This is a genomic window from Arsukibacterium sp. MJ3 (assembly GCF_000987765.1).
Lineage (GTDB): Bacteria > Pseudomonadota > Gammaproteobacteria > Enterobacterales > Alteromonadaceae > Alishewanella.
This window is the reverse complement of record NZ_LAHP01000006.1, coordinates 167,839-189,319: the sequence shown is the minus strand read 5'-3', so window position 1 is coordinate 189,319 and position 21,481 is coordinate 167,839. Positions and strand designations below refer to the sequence as shown.

At 46.8% G+C, this 21,481-nt stretch carries 16 protein-coding genes; 3 read left to right on the top strand and 13 right to left on the bottom strand.

Going from position 1 to position 21,481, the window contains the following annotated elements:
* Positions 1-13: 13 nt before the first annotated feature.
* Positions 14-1,435 (bottom strand): siroheme synthase CysG, encoded by a 1,422-nt coding sequence (gene cysG, locus VT06_RS06770; RefSeq protein WP_046553550.1) that lies wholly within the window; start codon positions 1,433-1,435, stop codon positions 14-16.
* A 240-nt stretch (positions 1,436-1,675) separates the two neighbouring features.
* On the opposite strand from cysG, the gene VT06_RS06765 reads away from it, so the two are divergent.
* On the top strand, positions 1,676-1,882 hold the full coding sequence (locus VT06_RS06765; protein ID WP_046553526.1) for a hypothetical protein: 207 nt from the start codon (positions 1,676-1,678) through the stop codon (positions 1,880-1,882).
* Positions 1,883-1,885: 3 nt separating this feature from the next.
* The gene (locus VT06_RS06760) at positions 1,886-3,619 is read left to right on the top strand and encodes a GGDEF domain-containing protein (protein WP_046553525.1); all 1,734 of its coding nucleotides are present in this window, start codon (positions 1,886-1,888) and stop codon (positions 3,617-3,619) included.
* A 328-nt stretch (positions 3,620-3,947) separates the two neighbouring features.
* On the opposite strand, the gene VT06_RS06755 is transcribed toward VT06_RS06760, so the two are convergent.
* The 8 genes from VT06_RS06755 to VT06_RS06720 form a co-directional block, all read right to left on the bottom strand.
* The gene (locus VT06_RS06755) at positions 3,948-5,702 is read right to left on the bottom strand and encodes a hypothetical protein (protein ID WP_046553524.1); all 1,755 of its coding nucleotides are present in this window, start codon (positions 5,700-5,702) and stop codon (positions 3,948-3,950) included.
* Positions 5,703-5,759: 57 nt separating this feature from the next.
* Positions 5,760-6,134 (bottom strand): hypothetical protein, encoded by a 375-nt coding sequence (locus VT06_RS06750; protein WP_046553523.1) that lies wholly within the window; start codon positions 6,132-6,134, stop codon positions 5,760-5,762.
* Between the two features lie 319 nt (positions 6,135-6,453).
* Complete coding sequence (gene ahpF / locus VT06_RS06745) at positions 6,454-7,998, bottom strand: alkyl hydroperoxide reductase subunit F (RefSeq protein WP_046553522.1); 1,545 nt, start codon at positions 7,996-7,998, stop codon at positions 6,454-6,456.
* 229 nt (positions 7,999-8,227) lie between these two features.
* The gene (gene ahpC, locus VT06_RS06740; protein ID WP_046553521.1) at positions 8,228-8,794 is read right to left on the bottom strand and encodes an alkyl hydroperoxide reductase subunit C; all 567 of its coding nucleotides are present in this window, start codon (positions 8,792-8,794) and stop codon (positions 8,228-8,230) included.
* A 214-nt stretch (positions 8,795-9,008) separates the two neighbouring features.
* Positions 9,009-10,259 carry a mechanosensitive ion channel family protein gene (locus VT06_RS06735; protein WP_046553520.1) on the bottom strand — a complete coding sequence of 417 codons (1,251 nt, stop codon included), beginning with the start codon at positions 10,257-10,259 and terminating at the stop codon, positions 9,009-9,011.
* A 173-nt stretch (positions 10,260-10,432) separates the two neighbouring features.
* Positions 10,433-11,185 (bottom strand): phosphoadenylyl-sulfate reductase, encoded by a 753-nt coding sequence (locus VT06_RS06730; protein ID WP_046553519.1) that lies wholly within the window; start codon positions 11,183-11,185, stop codon positions 10,433-10,435.
* Between the two features lie 73 nt (positions 11,186-11,258).
* A complete protein-coding gene (gene cysI, locus VT06_RS06725; protein WP_046553518.1) occupies positions 11,259-12,977 on the bottom strand; it encodes an assimilatory sulfite reductase (NADPH) hemoprotein subunit in 1,719 nt (572 codons plus the stop codon).
* Complete coding sequence (locus VT06_RS06720) at positions 12,977-14,794, bottom strand: assimilatory sulfite reductase (NADPH) flavoprotein subunit (RefSeq protein ID WP_046553517.1); 1,818 nt, start codon at positions 14,792-14,794, stop codon at positions 12,977-12,979. The genes cysI and VT06_RS06720 overlap by 1 nt, the downstream gene beginning before the upstream one ends.
* A gap of 307 nt (positions 14,795-15,101) precedes the next feature.
* On the opposite strand from VT06_RS06720, the gene VT06_RS06715 reads away from it, so the two are divergent.
* Positions 15,102-15,911, top strand: a complete 810-nt coding sequence (locus VT06_RS06715) for a YggN family protein (RefSeq protein ID WP_046553516.1) — start codon at positions 15,102-15,104, stop codon at positions 15,909-15,911.
* 13 nt (positions 15,912-15,924) lie between these two features.
* Here the strand turns inward: VT06_RS06715 and VT06_RS06710 are convergent, their stop codons facing one another.
* Genes VT06_RS06710 through VT06_RS06695 form a run of 4 tightly spaced genes read right to left on the bottom strand, consistent with a single transcriptional unit; the run spans position 15,925 to position 21,465 of the window.
* Entirely contained in the window at positions 15,925-16,896 is a 972-nt protein-coding gene (locus tag VT06_RS06710; RefSeq protein ID WP_046553515.1) for an L-threonylcarbamoyladenylate synthase, read from the bottom strand.
* Positions 16,893-17,687: a DUF6671 family protein gene (locus tag VT06_RS06705; RefSeq protein ID WP_046553514.1), complete on the bottom strand. Its 795-nt coding sequence runs from the start codon at positions 17,685-17,687 to the stop codon at positions 16,893-16,895. The genes VT06_RS06710 and VT06_RS06705 overlap by 4 nt, the downstream gene beginning before the upstream one ends.
* Positions 17,684-20,101 carry a DUF2309 domain-containing protein gene (locus VT06_RS06700; protein WP_046553513.1) on the bottom strand — a complete coding sequence of 806 codons (2,418 nt, stop codon included), beginning with the start codon at positions 20,099-20,101 and terminating at the stop codon, positions 17,684-17,686. Before VT06_RS06700 ends, VT06_RS06705 begins: the two co-directional genes overlap by 4 nt.
* Positions 20,098-21,465, bottom strand: coding sequence for an NADH-quinone oxidoreductase subunit L (locus VT06_RS06695; protein ID WP_046553512.1), 1,368 nt, complete (start codon positions 21,463-21,465; stop codon positions 20,098-20,100). Before VT06_RS06695 ends, VT06_RS06700 begins: the two co-directional genes overlap by 4 nt.
* Positions 21,466-21,481 lie beyond the last annotated feature (16 nt).

The window sequence follows — 21,481 nt, the reverse complement described above, 5'->3', positions numbered from 1 at the left end:
AAGTTTACCAGAATTAGCGCAGCTGAGTTAATGGCTGGGCAAATACGGGTACTTGCGGCCGGGCGCCAAACCAATGCAGCTGACGTTGCAAACTGACCACCTCGCCGATGATTAGCAAAGCCGGTGATTGCACCTGCTGGCTACTTATCTGCTCAGCTAAGGTGCTTAACTCGGTAGTAATAATGCGTTGATCAAGCCGGGTGCCATTTTCAATAATCGCTACCGGCGTACTGGCTGCGCGCCCCGCCGCCAGTAATTGTTGTTGAATATGGGCCGCTTTCATTAAACCCATATAAATAACCACGGTTTGGTTAGCGGTGCTCATGCTCTGCCAGTCTGGCTCGCTGCCATCGCTGCGGCAATGGCCGGTAACAAATTGCACGCTTTGCGCATGGTCGCGATGGGTTAGCGGTATACCCGCATAGGCGGCACAGCCTGCTGCTGCAGTAACGCCGGGCACTACCTGAAAGGCAATGTTATGCGCCAGCAACGCCTGAATTTCTTCGCCACCGCGACCAAAAATAAACGGATCACCGCCTTTTAAGCGACAGATTTTTTTACCGGCTAAGGCTAATTCAACGAGTATTTTATTTGTTTCCAGCTGCGCCACCGAATGCGCACCGGCTTTTTTGCCAACGCAAATTAGCTCGGCATCACGGCGCACCAACTGCATAATGTCGGGCGACACCAGATAGTCGTACACCACAACATCGGCTTGCTGCATTAGTTGTAATGCTTTTAATGTTAATAGCTCGGGATCGCCCGGGCCAGCCCCTACCACATACACTTCACCAGCCAGTTGCTGCGGCTCGGCTAGCAGCGCTGCTAAGCGTTTTTCGGCTTGTGGCAGCTGATTAGCCTGCACATCGCGTACTACATCAGAGTTAAACACCTTTTCCCAAAATTGCCGGCGCGCAGCAAAACCGTTAATTTTGGCTTTTACCTGGCCACGAAAACGCCCCACCAGCTGGGCTAACGGCCCTAAATGTTGTGGTAATAAGGTTTCAAGCTTTTCGCGTAAGCGCCTTGCCAGCACCGGGGCGGTGCCAAAACTGGAGATAGCAATAATAATCGGGTTGCGGTCAATAATAGACGGAAAAATAAAACCGCATTTGGGCTGATCATCCACCGTATTCACCAGCATATTGCGCGCGGTGGCAGCATCAAACACCGCGGCGTTTACGCTGTCATTATCGGTGGCGGCAATCACCAATAACTTGCCATCTAATAAGGCTGGCTCAAAGTAGCCTTTAATAAGCTCGGCTTTACCCTCGCGCTGCCAATCGATAAATTCCGTAGCAAACTCCGGCGATACCACATATAACTTTGCGCCGGCACTTAACAAAGTGCCGGCTTTACGCAGCGCCACCGAGCCACCGCCAACAATCAGCACTGGTTTATCGATTAATTTAACGAATAATGGAAGATATTGCACAGCGGCTCCGCTTGCTAAAACAGTCAGCAATTGTTAATGCCTAGCATAGCGCTGCGTTAACGGTTAGCAAAAGAGCTTATCGCACTCATATATAACCAAACGGAATTAAAAAGTATGCTTTTATGCGCAAGAACACAAAGCCAATAGTTGTTTGCGGTTTCTATTTACACTACATTAGAGAATAACTGCAGCTAGTTACTGCCGCAGTACTATTAGCGCTAAACAACAGCAGGAAACCGCATGGAGACTGTAATACAGTTTTTTGAAGATTTAGCCATCAATCTTGAATTGCAACAGGATTACCGGCGCGATCCTGCCGCTACTATGCAACAATACGGTCTGCAAAAGCACGAAATTACAGCGATATTATCTAGTGATAAAGCACAGGTGGAACAATTAGTAGGAAACACCACACTGCCTGTCACGTTTGTTTTCCCAGCACAATAGCTTATGCGACATGTAACGCGCGTATTCATAGGGACTCTACTAATTTTATTAGCGTCTTTTTCTGCTTTTGCCACAACAGACAATTATCAACAACTGCTGGATCAGGCCGAAGCCGTGCGCACACAGTCACCGCAACAAACTGCACAACTTGTTGCTCAGTTAGATACGCATTATCAGGATTTGAGCGCTTATCAAAAGCAACAATTAACCTTTCTGAAAGCTTACATATATACATTTCAGGGTAAACAAGAAGATGCCATAACCTGGGCGACTAAAATCGTTGACAGTAATCACCCGGAAATTGCGCTAAAAGCCAACCTGCTGCTTGCTACTGTTTACGATCACAGAAAAGATTTTAAAAATGGCTATGCATTTCTGTTTAACGCTCTAAAACTAGGCGGTTCGCTAAATAATGAAGAGCTGCAAGTTAGCTTATATACCGTTGCAACTCAGTTGCATTTAAGTGCCAATGTATATGGTAAAGCACTCGAATACGCCTCGTACATAGTTAACCTGGCCAGTGCACCGCGAAGTGTTTGTGTGGGTTATGCTTTACAGCTTAATGCCACAATAAAGTTAACAAAAGCTTACTCGCAAGAGTTATTGAAAAAAGCCCAACAAGCCTGCATTCGTGCCAACGAGCCATTACTATTACATTCTATAAGCCTCTATATCGCTGAAGTGGAATTAGTTAAATCGCCACTATATGTTCGAGATAGCATGCTGACTGTGCTGCCTGAACTTCAAAAAATAGGTTTTGTGTATGCGGTTATTCAGGCTGAATATTTTCTGGGGTCGGCAGAACTGCAGTTAGGTTCCTATGCCGCTGCAGAAAGTATTTTAAATAAGGTATATCAGCATGCTATGCAGTTAAACGATACCCAAACAGCCAATAAAGCAATATTACTACTGGCTGAAGCCTATAATAAGAAAGGCAATTCTCTAGCTGCTATTGACGCCTATCAACAGCATTCTGCTGCGTTGCACAGTTATATTGACGAGTATAAGCAACGAAGTGTTGCCTACTATCTGGCCCAGGTCGACTTTATGGAAAGCGAAAATAAACTGGCGCTACTAAAAAGTCAAAACGAACTGCTGCAACTGGAAAGCAAACTACAAAAAGATGAAAAACTCAGTACTTTGCTAATTTCTATCACCTTGCTGGCATTACTATTGCTAATAATTTACGTACTTAACAGCAAGCGGTTGGCGTTAAACCGCTTAGCCACTACCGACTTTTTAACCCACTTATTTAATCGTCGTTATTTTAATGAAACGGTGAGTAAGCAATTAGACAACCGGCGCCAGCAAGGTGAATATAGCCTGATCGTATTTGATATTGACTTATTTAAACAAATTAACGACCAGTTCGGTCATGCTGCCGGCGATAAAGTCCTTACCGCGATAGCCCAGTGCTGTAAGGAGCAGATCCGCCAGCAAGACATTTTAGCCCGGATTGGCGGTGAAGAATTCGCCTTATTTTTACCGGGCTGCGCATTAGCCGATGCCCAAGACATTGCCGAGCAATGCCGGAGAAGTCTGGAGCAATTAGCCATACCTTTTGAACAACAAACCATTAAAGTTACTGCCAGTTTTGGGGTAGCAGCAAGCCAAACTGCAGATTTCGAGAATTTATTCAAACAGGCGGATGATGCGCTTTACCAAGCCAAAACCGGTGGCCGTAATTGTATTCGGGTGTATAACATCGTAAACAACAAAAACGCCAGCGTTGCCTAAACACCCACGTTAAGACTATACATAAGCCACTACTGCAACGGTAATATCAAGCAAAAATCAATACACTCATAAAATGTATAAGATCACCCTAAATTACCACCTGCTTCACTTTAAATGGACCACTGGTTGCAATTTCTGTAGGCCATAACTTTCACACTCAAGGATCATCGATTGCAGCAATCATTCATTAATATCAAAGACTGCTTTGAGCGAAAAGCGGAAGTTAATGCCTTTTAACCAATAAGCATCCACGTTAGCAAAAATCGCTTTAAAGTCTAGATTAAGTCAATTTCGATTGACTAACCAGATACGAATTAGCGCAAAAAATCTAATTCTTATAAAACGTCAACTTTTGAGGAGCAATAGAAAAAGCTTTATATTTACCTAACAAATCAGCACCAACTATTAAATCGCAATGTTCTGGTGCCATAACTGCTTTGGGCTTAAGTTTGATGAGAGGCTCAAACTCTTTAAACGAAATTAAAATATGGGTCTTAGAAGGCAGTTCAAAGCTATGAAAGCCGCCTTTTTCAGTGGAAAATGGATAAAGCAGCTTTGCTTCTTGTAAGCGGAGACTGTATAGAGAGAACTGACTACCAGTATCAAGACAATAGTTGATATTTAAGTCGTCGCTTTGAAAAACAATCAATCCATTAATATATATATAATTGAAGGTTTCTTTATCCTCACTATCGACAATGTCTTTTAACTGCATCCTGGTATCATTTATAAAATAGAACTCATCATAAAACTGTGTAAGATTTCTAAGAGATAAAACTTTATCCTTTTGGAGTTTACTTGTCCAAACAACCCCAATGCCAGACAATTCTGTACATCTAGTTAACGTAATTATCTCGTTAGATAAATTTCGTACTTCTTTCTCGGAATACTCAATATCACAATCAACTTCCCCTTCTGGCCAAACATTGGATTCAGCGCCAGAATCGACAATAAAACTTCCATCTGGAGTTGTGAATCTCATATTGTCATTTAAGCGAAATACATTTCCAACTTGTAATTCAACAAATTCATTAAAACTTTTCCCGCTGGAGGTTGGAGGCATTTTAAAATAAGTATATTGATCCGCATTGACCAAAAACAACTTGCAAATATCTTCAACATCCACGCAATCTATTTCAGACGAAAGCTTAGCTGAATTAACAACTTCTAGAGTTTTAGACAAGTTGAAATCAACCAGTCTGAGACTTATCTTTGCTAAATCTATATCCGAACCGCACAACCCCAGCCTATCCAATATTTGTTCTTCACTTAGGTTATTAAAGCTGAGGTGTGAAAGTTCTTCAAAAATGTAGATGGGGAGAAGATCAATATTGCCAATCTTAGAGGTAAAAATTGATGCTAATATTGAACCCATTACACTTTCGAACTCGTTACCCATTTTTTTGTTTTTTTCTTTCAAAATCCCATAATCTTTACAATACTTATCTAAGTCATTAGATACACTGAACTTTTCCGCCAACTCATTTCGCCAACGACCATTAAATTCAATTTTCAAATAATTATTTAATATCCTATATGAATTTAGCGTTAAAAGGCTTGCTGCATATTCGTTAATAAGCAATTTATTAAAAGCCCCTTGCTCAACGAACGGATTGAAGTTTTTATGGAAAATTTCATGTGAAATTGAAGCAATTGTCGTTGCGAGTGATGCTGATGAATATTTATCAAAGCTTAAGGTAACCGGAACATAAAATGTAACACAGTCGCTAATTCTTTCTCGCCTGTTATACCCTTTATTTTCAGGAACAACAAGCAAGCATATATTACTTTGCTCTAATTTATAGAATTCAACGAGCCTCGATTCACTAGTAATCTTTATGAAGGCGTTAAGGGTTTTATTTATGTGTTGAAAATAACTTTCCACAGCCTGATTGCTGAAGTTACAGTCAAACTGAAATACTACATCATCACCTTTTTTAGTTTGGCAAAAACGAATTCTGCTGTTTTGCCCCTCATTTGTGCTTCTGATGAAGGTTTCTTGATTCGTGCCGTACTCAAATAGATAGCTAGAGTTGACACTAAAACTTAATAGTTGAAAGAAAATGATAACGACAAAACGCATGAGCACCCTTTTTACAGAAATAGGTAGCGGAAATATAACATCCGCTACCTTTTTTAATTATTGTTGCTGATTATTGCCACCGCCACCACCGGTGTCTCTATATCCAGAATACGTTGAAGATGCATAGCTAACCCCAGCGTATGTGGAAGTGGAAGTTACTGCTACATTGCCTGAGCCAAAATTCGTTTGGATGTCATTCATCTGGATATTAAATTCATCAATACCGTCATATGTTAAGATCCATGATTTTACTGCTGCAGGATTGCTAAATTTTGCTGTGTTCTGAGAGTCCAAAACATAGCTGAAACTGCGGCGGGCAACCTCATTCGTGAAAGATTTTAATATAACATCCACAGAGCCAGACGACGCTGCAACATAAGCATTTTGTCCAGTATACTGAATTCCAAGTTGAGCAAAATCTAATTCAATCAATTCGTCTTGTACATAAGCATAAAGCTCTTTGTATTGATTCCCTTCATTATCTTTAAATTTAAACCTAAATCCTTAAATATCAAAAAAATATAAGTTTTTTATCAGAAAAAATTGCGATAGGTTGTCACTCATCTTTTTAGGAATGTGATTAGGGTATGGAAGTGAACATCTCCTTAAGCACCAGACTCATTACGTCCGCTATTGGCAAAAGCAGAGATCGACGAAGTGGTACTTTATGTGCAATTAACCATAAAAAAAGCGGCAACCGAGGTTGCCGCAAAGAGGGATGAGAGAGGTATCCCGTTGTTAAAATCGTTACTTAGTTACGGATCATGTAGTCAAAAGCCCCTAACGATGCATTGGCGCCGGCACCCATGGCAATAATAATTTGCTTAAAAGGCGTAGTAGTGGCGTCACCTGCAGCAAACACGCCAGGTACTGACGTTTGGCCACGGTCGTCAACAATAATTTCACCACGTGGCGATAACTCCAGCGCACCGCGAAGCCATTCGGTATTAGGTATTAAACCTATCTGCACAAAAATACCAGCCAGTTCAACATGGTGGTTATCACCGGTTTTGCGGTCGGTGTAGTTAATGCCGCTTACCCGGTTGCCATCACCAGTTACTTCAGTGCTTTGCGCTTCGGTAATAATGGTAATGTTACCCATTGAATTAGCTTTTTTTACCAGTATTGCATCGGCGCGCAGCTCGGCGGCAAATTCCAGTACGGTAACATGCTGCACAATACCGGCTAAGTCGATGGCAGCTTCAATACCCGAGTTACCACCACCAATTACCGCCACTTTTTTGCCCTTAAATAACGGGCCATCGCAATGTGGGCAATAGGCTACGCCTTTGCCACGGTATTCTTGCTCGCCTGGCACATTCATTTCTCTCCAACGCGCACCTGGCGCCAAAATGATGGTTTTACTCTTTAATACCGCACCATTGGCCAATTCCAACTCAACTTTGTCGGCTTTGCTTAACTTAACCGCGCGTTGGTTATTCATAATATCCACGTCGTATTCACGAACATGTGCTTCCAGCGCATTAACCATTTTCGGGCCTTCGGTATATTTCACCGAAATAAAGTTTTCAATACCAACGGTATCGGCAACCTGGCCACCAAAGCGTTCAGCCAAAATACCGGTATTCAAGCCTTTACGGGCAGCATAAACTGCGGCCGAGGCACCTGCGGGGCCACCACCTACCACCAATACGTCGAAATCGGCTTTATTTTTAAGGGCGGCAGCCTGGCGCTTTTCTGCATTAACGTCAATTTTCTGGATAATTTTCTCCAGGGTAATCGCCCCCTGCGAAAACAATTCGCCATTTAAAAATACCGATGGCACGGCCATAACATTGCGTTCGGTCACCTCGTCCTGGAACATGGCGCCGTCAATCATTACGTTGGTAATATTCGGGTTGGTTGCCGCCATAATATTTAGCGCCTGCACCACTTCCGGACAGGTTTGGCAGCTCAACGAAATATAGGTTTCGAAGGCAAAACTACCTGGCAATTGACGAATTTGCTCAAGCAAATCGGCTTCAACTTTAATCGGGTGACCACCTGAGTGCAGCAGCGCCAGCACTAACGAGGTAAATTCGTGGCCAAGCGGCACACCGGCAAAGGTAATATGGCTGTCTTTAGCTACCGAACGCACCCGCATGGCGGGCTTGCGATCCATAGCATTGTCGTCGCGGCGCAACGTTACTAAATCAGATAATTCGGCAATCTCATTTGCCAATTCATTTACTTCGGCAGCTTTGGCGCTATCGTCTAAAGATACCACCAGCTCAACCTCAGATTTTAGATTCTGCAGATAGGTTTTTAATTGTTGCTTCAGGTTAGTATCTAACATAAAAACTCCGGTAAAATTAACAGGATAAAGATTAAGACGATAAAAAATTAGCGTCACAGAGCCTCAGCCTGGTTAAACAGACCGTGAGCGTACTATTTTGGATAGTTCGGGCAGGAAACCCTGCCCGGGAACCAAACTGTCAGGTTTGGTACAGAGAAGCTGAGTAACAGCTTCTTAAGAAGGGCTGTACTCAGCTTCTGCTGCAGCAAACTGCTGAGCAAGGTCCAAGTTAGATTTTACCAACCAGGTCCAGTGACGGTGACAAGGTTGCTTCACCTGGTGTCCACTTAGCCGGGCATACTTCACCATCGTGGTTTGCCACGTACTGAGCAGCCTGTACTTTACGGAACAATTCAGCAGCAGAACGGCCAATACCTAAGTCATGGATTTCAGCTATTTTAATTTCGCCTTCTGGGTTAATCACGAAAGTACCGCGCAGTGCTAAGCCGTCTTCTTCAATCATTACGCCAAAGTTACGAGTGATGGCACCGGTTGGGTCGCCAATCATCGGGTAAGTGATTTTTTTGATGGTCTCAGACGCATCGTGCCATGCTTTGTGGGTAAAGTGTGTATCAGTTGACACTGAATATACTTCAACACCCATTTCCTGGAATTTTGCATAGAAGTCGGCCAAGTCGCCTAATTCAGTAGGACATACGAATGTGAAGTCAGCCGGGTAAAAACAAACAACCGCCCACTTGCCCAGAATATCCTGCTCAGTTACCGGTACAAATTTGCCCTGATGAAAGGCAGTGGCTTTAAATGGTTTAATTTTAGTGTTGATAATAGAAGACATAGTCTTGCTCCTTTAGGTTAGTAAGGTTAAATGTTCTCAATGGCGGCCATAATAACCAACCAAATTACCTATTTAAAACGAATTAAATTAATTACCCTAATCGTTTTAATTAATTAAACATATAAAATATATTGAAAAATTATGTTTAGCATTACTCAATACGTCAAACAGCAGCAGTTTAAATGAGGACGCGCCGCCGATTCCTCAAGAGCGGTTAAGTGTCAGCCGGGGTTAACTGAATAGCCCGAATATCCATGCCACTCGGACGTTGATACACCCGCAAACCAAACTCCGGCAAAATAGACAGTAAATGATCAAAAATATCTGACTGAATGCCTTCGTAAGTTAACCAAACCGTGGTGTTGGTAAAGCAATATATCTCTAGCGGCAGACCGTCAGCAGTGGGCTCTAACTGCCGCGCCATTAGCGTCATCTGTTGGTTTACCCCAGGGTGGCTCACCAAATAACGCTGTACATAAGCCCGAAAAGTACCAATATTAGTGATGCGGCGGGTATTAACCGGCTCTTTTCCTTGCTCGGCTAACTCGTTGTTCCAGCCATCAATCTCTTGTTGTTTTTCAGCCAGATAATCTTGCAACAGGCTAAAGCGGCTTAAACGCTTGCGCTCGTCAGCCTCTAAAAAATGAATACTTTGCTGATCCAGCAACAGAGGGCGCTTAATGCGCCGGCCGCCCGATTGTTGCATACCACGCCAGTTTTTAAAGGCGTCGGTCATAAAACGACGGGTGGGAATGGTGGTAATGGTTTTATCCCAGTTCTGCACCTTTACCGTGTGCAGGGCAATATCAATGACGTTGCCATCGGCATTGAGTTGCGGCATTTCTACCCAATCACCCACCCGGATCACGTCGTTCGATGAAATTTGCACACTGGCCACCAGTGACAAAATAGTGTCCTGGAAAATCAACATTAACACCGCAGCCATGGCGCCAAGGCCAGATAGCAAAATAAGCGGCGAACGGTCTACCAGTGCCGCAATCATTAAAATAACAGCAACGGTATACACCAGAATTCTTAGAACCTGAACATAGCCTTTAATCGGTTTGGTTTTAGCGTCCGGGTTTTGTTCATAAATAGTGTTGATTAAGGTCAGGATATTGGCAACCGCCAAAGCAACCGTTAGCACTATAAACGCATTACAGACGTTAACCACAACGGTAACAACTGTTTCTGACACCCCATCTATCAGTGTGATGCCTCTGGCGATAACCAGCGCCGGCACAATATTGGCCAAACGGGCGATAAAAGCCGAATGCTGAATAACCTGATGCTGACCAATCGAGCTGGCCCGCAGAGCACGGAAAATGCCGCGAATAAGCACTTTTTTTACAATATAATTGCTGAGCCAGGAAACCAGCAATAACAGTCCGATGCTAAACCACAAGGTGGCTTCGGGATGCTGCCCCAACCAATGTTGCACAGTGCTAATATCGTAATCCAGCATAAAAACCACTTTCCTGTTAGCCAAAACAAAGTAATAAAGGCACCAGCAAAGTACGTGGCTGGGCCTGCTGGCGTTATTATGACCGGTTAGCAGGCTTTTGTAACTACAAGCTGTGACAACAAAACGTTATACAACAAGCAGCCGGTTTTAATACACTAGTAGCTACTTGGCATTTAAATGCCATCGCCATCCATGTGCAAGCCGCACTCACGGCCAAAACCGTTAAAGCGGGTGTCTTCTTCGCTCATACCCGGTTCAAATTTAACGGTAGAGTGGGTGTCGCCAACCGACAAATAACCTTGTTGCCATAATGGATGATACGGCAGGTTGTGTTGTTTTAAATAATAAAACACGTCTTTGTTGCTCCAATCGATAATCGGCTGAATTTTTACCACGCCACGGCTAATTTCGACAATAGCCTTATCGGCCCGGCTGCTACTCTGGCTTCGCCGTAAACCGGTAAACCAGCTGCTAACGTTTAACTCACGCAATGCCCGTTGCATTGGCTCTACTTTATTAAGTTGATTGTACTGTTTGGTCCCTTCGGCGGTTTGCCATAGCTCACCGAAACGTGCCAGCTGCCAGTTAGCCGATAATGCTGCACGGTAAACCTGCAAGTTTAGGCCAAGCTGCCCGGTTAACTGATCAATAAACTGATAGGTTTGTGGGAATAAATAGCCGGTGTCGGTCAGTACCACCGGAATATCTGGCTGCTGTACCGTCAGTAAATGCAACATAACCGCGGCTTGAATACCAAAGCTGGAACTTAACATTGGTTGCCCGGGTAAATTGCCCAGCGCCCAGCGCACTCGCTCGCTGGCACTTAGCGGAGCAAGTAGCTGGTTTATCTCAGCCAGCCAGACTTGCTGCGTCGCCGTGTCCTGCTGCAATAGTTGCTGGTAATCTGTCGTCGCGCTATCGCTCATGCTAAAACCTGCTGTTGTTATGTCAGTTGGTTTGCTGGTTGGGTCAACGATGTTCGTCTTTGGCATAAACTGCTCAGGCGTGAAAGTCAGTTTTAGAGACTTTTACTTCTGGCACTGTCCCAATTCGAATAACAAAATCACCAAAACATTCACCGCTATAACGCTCAACAGCCCAGCGGCCAATTAAGTTATCCAGCTCGCTGAGGATTTTAGCCTCGCCAACGTTATCTAAGTACAATTTTGGAATACGGGTACCTACTTTATTACCGCCCAAATACACATTGTATTTACCCGGCGCCCGGCCGATTAAGCCCACCTCAGCTAACATAGCCCGGCCACAGCCATTGGGGCAACCGGTTACCCGCAGTACAATGTGGTCGTCGTGTAACTGGTGCTTGCCAAGCAATGCCTCTACTTTGGTTACCAGTTCAGGCAGGTAACGCTCTGCTTCGGCCATTGCCAGCGGACAGGTGGGAAACGACACACAGGCCATCGAGTTTTTCCGCTGCTCGCTGTGGCTATCGTCAATTAAACCATGGTCGCGGGCTAACTGCTCTATTAAGGCTTTTTGTTCGCCCGGCACGCCGGCGATAATCAGGTTTTGATTTGCGGTCATCCGAAAATCACCCTGGTGCACTTTGGCAATTGCCGCCAGGCCAGTTTTCAGCGGTTTATTCGGGAAGTCGAGCACCCGGCCATTTTCAATAAACAAGGTTAAATGCTGCTTACCATCAATACCACTTACCCAGCCAAAGCGATCGCCACGACTGGTAAACTCGAACGGTTTCGCTGGCGCAAAGGGTATACCCACCCGCTGCTCAACCTCCGCTTTAAAGGTATCAAGGCCAATGCGGTCGATGGTGTATTTGGTTTTGGCATTTTTGCGGTTTACTCTATCGCCATAATCACGCTGCACGCTTACCACGTGTTCTGCCACTTTTAAGGTATGCTCCAGGCTGATAAAACCGAGTATTTCAGCTTTTCGCGGATAAGTAGAATTATCGCCAAACGTCATCGCCAAGCCACCGCCAACCAGTACGTTAAAGCCTATCAGTTTGCCTTGCTCGGCAATGGCAACAAAATTCAGGTCATTGGCATGCACATCAATATCGTTTTGCGGCGGGATCACCACGGTGGTTTTAAACTTACGCGGTAAGTAGTGTTCACCCAGTACGGGTTCGGTTTCAGTGGTTTCGATTTTTTCTTCGTCTAGCCACAACTCAGCATAGGCACGGGTTTTTGGCAGTAAGTGTTCGCTTATTTGCACTGCCCACTGGTAAGCCTGCTGATGCAGTTCTGACTCTACCGGATTTGAGGTACACAGCACATTGCGGTTAACATCTCCCGCAGTAGCAATAGAGTCGATACCAATGCTGTTTAAAAACTGGTGCATGGGTTTAATATCGGGTTTTAGCACACCATGAAACTGAAAGGTTTGACGGGTGGTTAAACGAATACTGCCATACAGGGTTTTGTCGGCGGCAAATTTATCTATAGCCAGCCACTGCTGTGGGCTAATAATGCCACCTGGCATCCGCGCCCGCAGCATAACATTATGCAGTGGCTCCAGTTTTTGTGCCGCACGCTCAGCCCGAATATCGCGGTCGTCTTGCTGATACATGCCATGAAAGCGCACCAGCATAAAATTATCGCCGTTAAAACCGCCGGTGATCTCATCACTTAAATCTTGCTTAATGCTGCCGCGCAGATGCTGGCTTTCGGCTTTTAAACGCTCATTGTCAGACAGTTTGCCACTCACTTGCAGCTCAGGTTTAATTGGATATTGGCTCATTAGTACACATCCTTCTGGTAACGTTTAGCTAGCCGTAATTCATCTAAATATTGTTGGGCCTGCTCGGCACTTTTGTTGCCATGTTGCTGCACAATGTCTAACAAGGCCTGCTGCACATCTTTAGCCATGCGATTGGCATCGCCACAAATATACAGATGAGCCCCTTGCGCCAGCCACTGGTAAAGTTCGCTGGCGTGCTGGCGCAGCTTGTGCTGTACATACACTTTTTCTGCCGTATCACGGCTAAAGGCCACATCCAATTTAGTTAACAGGCCTTGCTTTAAATAACCCTGAAGTTCTGTCTGATATAAAAAGTCTTGGGTAAAATGCGGGTTACCAAAAAATAACCAGTTTTTGCCTGTAGCACCGCGGGCATCGCGTTCTTGCAGGAATGCCCGAAATGGCGCAATACCCGTGCCGGGACCAATCATAATAACCGGCGTGTTATCATCGACAGGTAATCGGAAGTGGTTATTTTTCTCAATAAATACCCGAACGTTATCGCCCTCAGCCAAACGCTCGGCTAAATAGCCAGACGCGCCACCCAAGTGCGGCTGACCAAAGGCATCGTAACGCACCACGGCAACCGTTAAATGCACTTCGTCTTCTATTTCGGCCTGCGACGAGGCTATAGAGTACAAGCGCGGTTGCTGTTTACGCAGGGCGTCGACTAACTGCTGGGCACTTAGCGCAGCACTGTCGTTCGTTACCGGATGTTCGCGCACGATATCAATAATTTGTCGGTCGACCAGATAAGCTCTTAAGGCCATTTTATCCTGCGCCAGACGCTGCAACACGGCATTACCGGTAGCCGCCGCGTATTTTTCCACAAACGCCGGGTAAGACTGGGTTAATTCCAGCTGTTCGGTTAATGCCTCGCGCAAGCTAATACTTTGCTTGGCAACGTTGACTACAGCGGCGCCCTGCAACCCGGTCAGGCTAACTAATTCAGTCACTAATGCCGGGGCGTTATTAAAATATAAGCCTAACGCATCACCGGGCTGATAGGTCAGGCCAGAGCCCGCCAGTGAAATTTCAATATGCCGCACGTCTTTAGCGGAATCACGGCCGGTAATTTTCTGGTTGGTATACCACTCGGCAGCAAAGGGCTGCTGCTTGCTGTATTGGCCAGCTGCAGCTGGCGCAGTCTGCCCCGGCCAATTAATCACTTGGGCTGATGGCGTGCTGGTAAATTCCGGCTGCAGCACGTTAATTAAGGCATGGTTCCAGCTGGACGCGGCGCTATCGTAATCGACATCTAAATCAGCACGGGCTTGCAAGCGCTGCGCGCCCAGTTCGGCCAGCCGCTGATCAAAATCAGCTGCTGTTTTACAGAAAAACTCATAACTGGTATCACCCAGCCCCAGTACCGCAAATTTAAGTTGCGGCAGATTTGGGGCTTTTTTGCTAAACAAAAAGTTATAAAAACTGACGGCATTTTCCGGTGGCTCACCTTCACCATAGGTAGAGGTAACAATAACCAGATACTGCTCATTTTTTAGCTGGCTGCTTTTATAGTCAGCTAAATCAAGCACTTTAGCGGCAATATTCTTCGCCCCAGCCAGTGCAGCAAGTGCCTCTGCTTCATGTCGGGCATTACCGGTTTGCGAGCCATACAGTATGGTCAGGCTGGCACTGGTTGCTGCAGCTGCTGCCGGTGCAGCAACCTCGTTGCCTGCCAACTGCGCACTGGCTGCCAGATAGCCACTAACCCAGGCCTGCTGAACGGGGTTAAGCTGACTAACCAGCCCCTGCAGCTGTTGTACCTGCTGTTCTGACAAGGGGCTGGCCTGTGCCACTAATGATGATAAAAGCATAAAAACACCTGAATAAACGTTATATCGGTATTTTAGCCATCCAAACGTATACCCGTAAAAGAATGGATCTGTCTGCGTTATTCCAAATAGTAATTAAAAAAGCTAGCCACACCGGCTAATACACCTATAGCAGTGAGTGATTTTCACCAAAAAATAGTGTTTATGATTATTCTTTAGACGTTAAATTGCGCCCGCACGAAAAATATTCGACTATTTACAATGACTTAAACTTTGGCATTAAGCTTGCGTTATCAGCAATCATTAAATAGTAATTAACACCGGCAACATGCCAGATAAGGACAACATTATGAAAACGTCACTGATTACAACCGGCTTTGCTTTAACGTTGTTAAGTTCAGCCGTGCAGGCCCACAACGTTAACAACAGCTGCAACATCAATTTCGAGAAAGATTTAGCCATTACCAGCCAACATGTAGCCATAACAGACAACGGCACAGAACTGTGGCGCATTAACAGCGACGGTAAATTATGGCTGGCGGGTAAAGCGGTAGCGACTGACCGTGATACCCGGCTGTTATTGCGTAATTATCAGGCTGGTATTCGCACCCAAACGCTGGAAACGGTTGCACTGGTTGAGGACGCTTTGCTGTTAGCTGCTGATGCAGTTAATAGCGTTTTAACTGAACTGACCGGCGAGCCGCTGGAAAGCCATCCTGCGCTACAAAAGGCCTTGGACAAGATTAAAACCAGCACCGAACAGGTTGTGGTGCGCAGTGGTGATCATATTAAGGTTTACGGCAGCCGTTTCGACAGTATGGATGAGGCTTTTGGTAAAGAATTTTCACAAGCTATCGAAGAAGCCGTAGCCAGCTCAATGGGTAGCGTTATGCTGATCATCGGTAAAGCCATGATTAGCGGCGAAGGCAGTTTTGAGCAGCGTATGGAGGCCTTTGGTACAAAAATGGAGCGCTTTGGCGATAACTTAGCCGCACGGATGGAGCTAAAATCAGCGGCATTGGAGCAACGTGGCAATGTCATGTGCAGCAATTTACAAGCGCTGGACGCGATTGAAAGCCAAATACAACAGGCTGTGCCTCAGATGAAAAAATATGATCTGTTCGATATAACACAGCCGCAAAAAACCGCGTTTTATTGACAGAACTAAACGCTCAACCGGCAAAGCTGGCACGTTGCAATCGATCGTGCACAGCAAGCCATTGGTCGCTCTTTGGTGGTAACTCGCACCAAATGGCCGCAATGTCATGCTGATCTGCGGCAAATAACGTTTGATATAAACGATGTGCATAACCTGCAGCATCAGTGGGCATCACAATATGGCTGGCTAATGCCACCTGGGGTAGCTCAGTTAGTTGCAACAGCATAATTTTCTGGGTTAGCTGCGGTAAACGTAACAGTAGCTCAGCACGGCTAAAGCACGATAATGGCTTATTCGGTTGATAATGCGCTTTGACATTACCCGATACCGCAACATTGTGCTGTGCCGGTTGGGCCACCGGCCGCCCCAGTACCGATGCGATATCACTGGCAGTGATAGGGCCTGCACGCAAAATAGTCGGTTGCTCGCCGGTTACATCTACAATAGTTGACTCTAGACCAAACTGACAAACACCACCATCCAGTACGGCACTGATTTTACCTTGCAACCCGGCCATAACCTGGGCGGCTGACGTAGGGCTAAGCTTTTTATAGGGGTTAGCCGACGGCGCAGCCAGCGCCAGCTGGTGTTGTTGCAACAAGGCCAGCAGCACCGGATGCGCCGGCATGCGTAAACCAATGGTCGATAAGCCGCCGGTAATAAGCGACGAAACATGATCCGCTTTAGCTAACAACAAGGTTAACGGCCCGGGCCAAAACGCTTCAACTAAAGCATGCGCGTCTGGCCCGATATTTTTGGCCCATTGCGACAAGGCCGATTTATGAGCCACATGCACAATTAGCGGGTGGTTAGCCGGCCGGCCTTTGGCTGAAAAAATAGCACTTACCGCCGCAGGGTTGCTGGCATCCGCTGCCAGGCCATACACGGTTTCAGTGGGTACGGCTACCAGTTGGCCCTGCTGCAACAAGCGGGCACATAAATCCACATCGGCTGCATTATTAGCGTTTAGCAACAAGGTATTCAAGGATTACACTCCGGACAATATTGGGGATTAGCAAACTGGGCCGCCACCTTCTGCCATTTTGTATGACCACAACGCTGACAACTGGTCTGACGTTGCCGGGTAACGCTGGTTGGTGTACCACAAGCCTCGCAGGGTAAACCGGGCAGTGCCTTATCTGGCCAAAAACCCGGGGTATCACAGTTAGTACAACGGCTTTGCAGCCGCTGTACTAAATCTGCTGCTGCCTGCTGAATATGCGACTGGCGTTCAGGGCTCATATGAGCACGTAAATCATAGCCTAGCGTTACGCTACCCTGGGCTAACCTTTCCAACGCCAGAGTATGTGCTTGTTCTACACTCAGGCCTTTGGCCAGATACGCCGGTTGTTGTAACAATAAGTGCTGGCCAGGTGTAACCGTTGCCAGTGCTTGTTCCAGGGCAGCCGCATCACTAAGCTGCCATTGCTGCGCCATGGACGGCCCATAAAACCGGCCGGTAACCGCCCAACCAGCGGCCACATTAACGCAGCACAATAATTCCAGATTAAACGTACCCAAGCCATAAGGCCCGGCAGAGAAACTGCCCTCGCTACCAATACCTATGTCTAAACCAGACAGCTCAGCGGCGATTGCAGCTTTGCGTAAAGCACATTCATCTGGTGCCATAAAACGTGGCCGCTCACCGGAAAAACTGCCCAGGGCATCAGTATCAAAGCTATCCAGCTCAGACACTTGCCAGCCAAGCTGGCTAAGTGCCGGGGCAATAAGGTGTGCCTTATGATGACGTGTCAATATGGCAACGTGTTTGCTCATAACATAACCGGTTGCCAGCCATGGTGTTGCCATTGGTGCAGTGTGCCGTCATCATCCAGTTGATACAACCATAACCACTGGTTATTAACCAACGCAGCAACATCGGCCGAACGGCTGATTACGCCAGCAATTGCCTGCCGCGGGGCCGCAATAATAACACTTAAACGTACCGGCTGGTGCCGCAACTGTTTACCATCATGTACCGACTGCCAGGCCAGACCAATGCGTAAATCGCCGCCATTGCCTTCAAACACACCTATATGGCCCGCTACCACATTATGCAGCAACTTATTACCGCTGCCATATTTATCTGGCGCTACCACAGAAGCGTAATATTGCAGGTTAATCCAGTTGGTTACCACCATAGGTGCGGTCATTATGGTATGCAACAAGCTGAAGTCAGTATCTTTACTGACATCGTAATCGTGTAAAAAACAGCGCCCCTGCAAGTCGAGCTTTTTAGTGAGCTCGCGTGGCGCCACGATAAAAGCGGCGTTATTAGCCAGGCCCCACTCCGGACGTAATTGCGCCCAGTCACGGCTGCGCAGTTTAAAAAACTGGCTTAACGCTGACGCTCCTTGCGGCGGTGCAGTAAACTGTGTAGCTCGTTGCTGCCGGGCGTGCTCGCCGGCTGCGGTTAACCAACTAAGCCAGTTGGCTGCTGCCGGCGCCTGATACACTTGCAAGGTATCGGTGGTAGTGTGATGCATTGCGCCATAAAACACGGTATCAGTCGGGATAGCCAAGCCATGCTGCTCAGCCAGCTCGGTACGTACCGCCCGATCATTTAGTATTTGCGCCAGCACTTTTACGTTAACTTCGCCGGTTTGGCCGCCACAGGCGCCACAATCTAACGCGGCCGCGTGCGGATTATTACAACTTTCGCTACCATGACCAAATAACATTACTGCTGGCGCTAACGTAGCGCTAAGCCCCATTGCTGCCAGTATTGCTGCCGCTAATTGTGCTTGCTCACTAACACTAAGGGGCTGCTGTTGCCTGGTTAATTGCCATTGGCTGTTATCCAGATGCTGGTTTAGGGCATGTTTGGCTGCCGGGCGGATAAAGGCGCGTTTGATCAGGCTAAGTAACTTCACCGGACCGGCCGCTTCCACCATACCAAGGCTGGAAGATGCCAGATCAAAGCTTTGCTTCCAGCCAAGCTTGGGCTGGCGCGACAACGTCGCGTTTTCTGGCCGTATTTGGGTAACTTCTAACGTGGGGGCAAACAAGCCCGGTAGTTGGGGCCGGCTTAATTTACTGTCTGCTGCCTTATACGCTATTAGTAAGCCGAAAAAGCCGGCAAAACCCAGGGTCTGAATATCAGGGTGCTGCTGCTCTAAAGCACGGCGCATCGGCTCTGAGCGCACATCGATACAAAATGCCGCCTGTAGCACCGGTCTGACCCTAACATTGCCAGGTTGCTGCGCCGCCTTTTGCAATTGCTGTAATAATGGCTGTTGCACACTAAGCTCCAGTGCACGCTGCCATACTTGACGAACATTTTGATGTTTCTCAGTATTATCCAGCATGGCGGTATATTGCTGGCTCTGTTGCTGTAATGCGGGTAACAATTGGTTATACGCCTTGTGCCGCTGGCTGTGTTGCCACAATACCCAGTCCCAGCCTAACAACATGTACAGTAACTGACAGGCAGCGTCATTGCTTTGCTGACCTTGTAACTGCTGCTGCCAATCTAACCAAGCCTGCCAGCCAGCCCAGCCAGAGATACTTTGCAGTAAGGCTTCAAAATAGGCCAGCCTGGCGCTTTCATCGGCACACCAACTGTCTAGCCAGGGCAGCAACTGCTGCATTAATTGTTGTGGTGATGAAGGTAACGTGGCAAACAACGCGGTAAGATCAGTGCCGGTAAGCACTTGCAAACCTTTATCCTGACGCACCACCGTTAACCAGCAGTGATAAGCATGATCCTCAATACCCGCCTCAACACTAAAACGTTCAGGGTACTGATGGTACAAGGCCAAAAACTGACTTAACTGCTGTAATATCAGTTGGGTCCAGGGCAACGTATGTTTTACCGGTGCGTGTATAGACAGTAGTTCACCAAGCCGTTGCCAACGGTGTGGCTCGTTTGGCTCTGACAAGGCCGCAACGGCCTCAGCGGCGCTGATGGTTAATTCAGCTTCTTGCAGTGCAAGCTGCAAATGCGGCAATTGGATCTGCTTTTGCCACTGCGCTAAGTACCAGTCTGCATTCATCAGGCAAGCGGTATCTGCCAGCAGCTGCTGCTCTGCACAAACCGACTTAAAACTTTGCTGGCGTTTTGGCCACCAGGGGTTTACTGCAATCATTTGATCCAGTGGCCATACGGGCGCAATTTGGCTGGCAGCCTGCATAATCAACTGCTGAATGTCGCGGCTTATTACCGGCTCTGTAATACTGACAGCACTCATTTTACGCTCTCCACCTGTGATAACTTAACCGTTTTAGTCGTTTGTGTAGCGTTGTAGGGCCATATTTCCAGGGTAACCCGCGTTGCCCACTCGTCAAGATAACCGCCGGCATTCAACCAGATAAACACCCTGTTTAGCACACTGTGCCGGCTGTGATAACGCAGTAACACCGCAACAATAAATAACCCGACAAAGGCCAGACTGGTAAACGCATCGGCTACTGGCGATACCAGATCATCCATCGGCATAACGCCTTGCAGTAGTGCTTTACCTACGCTGTACATCGCTAGCAAACCCAAGCCATATCCCACCGCCAGCAACACCCGAAGCAGCCTGCGGCTGTCAGCACGAGCCAAAGATGGCAATAATAGTATGGTAATGGCCAGCACCAGTAACACCCCACTGCTAAAACTGGATAATGGCAGCAGCTGATGGGCAAGTAATACCAGAGCAGACGCCGCCAGCAACGCCAACAGCCAGTGTTGCAAACGCGGTTCGGTTTGCTCTGCCAGCTGAGCTGCCAAGTAATGATTTACCGCATTACCGCTGTGCAAAAAGGCATACGCTTTGTAACAAGAATGCGCCAGCAGGTGCAGCAGTGCTAACGTATAAAGGCCGAGCGCGATTTCCACCAGCATTAAGCCCATCTGTGCCACAGTAGACCAGGCCAGACGTACCTTAATACTAATGCGGGTAGTCATAATAAGTGCCGCCAGCACCGTACTGCACAGCGCAGTCAACAACAGTAAAGCGCTGGCCGGGGTGCTCAGGCTAAGTAACGGTGAGAACATCAGTAGCAGGATACCGCCAAGATTAATGATACCGGCATGCAATAACGCCGATACGGGTGTTGGCGCCTCTACCACCTGAATTAGCCAACCATGCAACGGCAGCTGAGCACATTTAATTAAGGCCACCAACACCAGTAGCACCGCAGCTATATGGCCAAATAAACCAAGGCTGGTTTGGGTACTTATTTGCTGGGTCATTTCGCTGATATTTGCTGTATTAAATTCAACATATAACAGGATAAATGCCAGTGCCAGTAGCACTTCGCCCGTGCGAGCGCTTAACGCCTTTTTATGTGCTGCCAGCTGGGCTCTTGGCCGCTCTGGATAAAATAGCAACAATTGCTGCAAGCTTATGCTAATCCAAACCCAACCCAGCCAAAACAGTACCAGATTGTTACTTAATATGGTAAATACCGCCGCCGCCAATGTTAACGCCAACCCCCGCATAAAACGCTGCTTATCGCTCTCACCTGCCAGTGCTACTGCACTGTAGCGCCAGATCACGACTGCCAGCAACGCCACCAGTGACAGCAACACCAGCTTAAATGAATTGATCGTCAATAATGTTTGCATTGCATACTCTTAGCCA

Bases quoted from the DNA above. Each gene is read 5' to 3' on its own strand.
- cysI (WP_046553518.1), bottom strand. From the start codon at position 12,977: ATGAGCCAATATCCAATTAAACCTGAGCTGCAAGTGAGTGGCAAACTG.
- VT06_RS06755 (WP_046553524.1), bottom strand. From the start codon at position 5,702: ATGCGTTTTGTCGTTATCATTTTCTTTCAACTATTAAGTTTTAGTGTC.
- VT06_RS06700 (WP_046553513.1), bottom strand. From the start codon at position 20,101: ATGAGTGCTGTCAGTATTACAGAGCCGGTAATAAGCCGCGACATTCAG.
- VT06_RS06735 (WP_046553520.1), bottom strand. From the start codon at position 10,259: ATGCTGGATTACGATATTAGCACTGTGCAACATTGGTTGGGGCAGCAT.
- VT06_RS06715 (WP_046553516.1), top strand. From the start codon at position 15,102: ATGAAAACGTCACTGATTACAACCGGCTTTGCTTTAACGTTGTTAAGT.
- VT06_RS06765 (WP_046553526.1), top strand. From the start codon at position 1,676: ATGGAGACTGTAATACAGTTTTTTGAAGATTTAGCCATCAATCTTGAA.
- VT06_RS06760 (WP_046553525.1), top strand. From the start codon at position 1,886: ATGCGACATGTAACGCGCGTATTCATAGGGACTCTACTAATTTTATTA.
- ahpF (WP_046553522.1), bottom strand. From the start codon at position 7,998: ATGTTAGATACTAACCTGAAGCAACAATTAAAAACCTATCTGCAGAAT.
- VT06_RS06705 (WP_046553514.1), bottom strand. From the start codon at position 17,687: ATGAGCAAACACGTTGCCATATTGACACGTCATCATAAGGCACACCTT.
- VT06_RS06720 (WP_046553517.1), bottom strand. From the start codon at position 14,794: ATGCTTTTATCATCATTAGTGGCACAGGCCAGCCCCTTGTCAGAACAG.
- VT06_RS06730 (WP_046553519.1), bottom strand. From the start codon at position 11,185: ATGAGCGATAGCGCGACGACAGATTACCAGCAACTATTGCAGCAGGAC.
- ahpC (WP_046553521.1), bottom strand. From the start codon at position 8,794: ATGTCTTCTATTATCAACACTAAAATTAAACCATTTAAAGCCACTGCC.
- VT06_RS06695 (WP_046553512.1), bottom strand. From the start codon at position 21,465: ATGCAAACATTATTGACGATCAATTCATTTAAGCTGGTGTTGCTGTCA.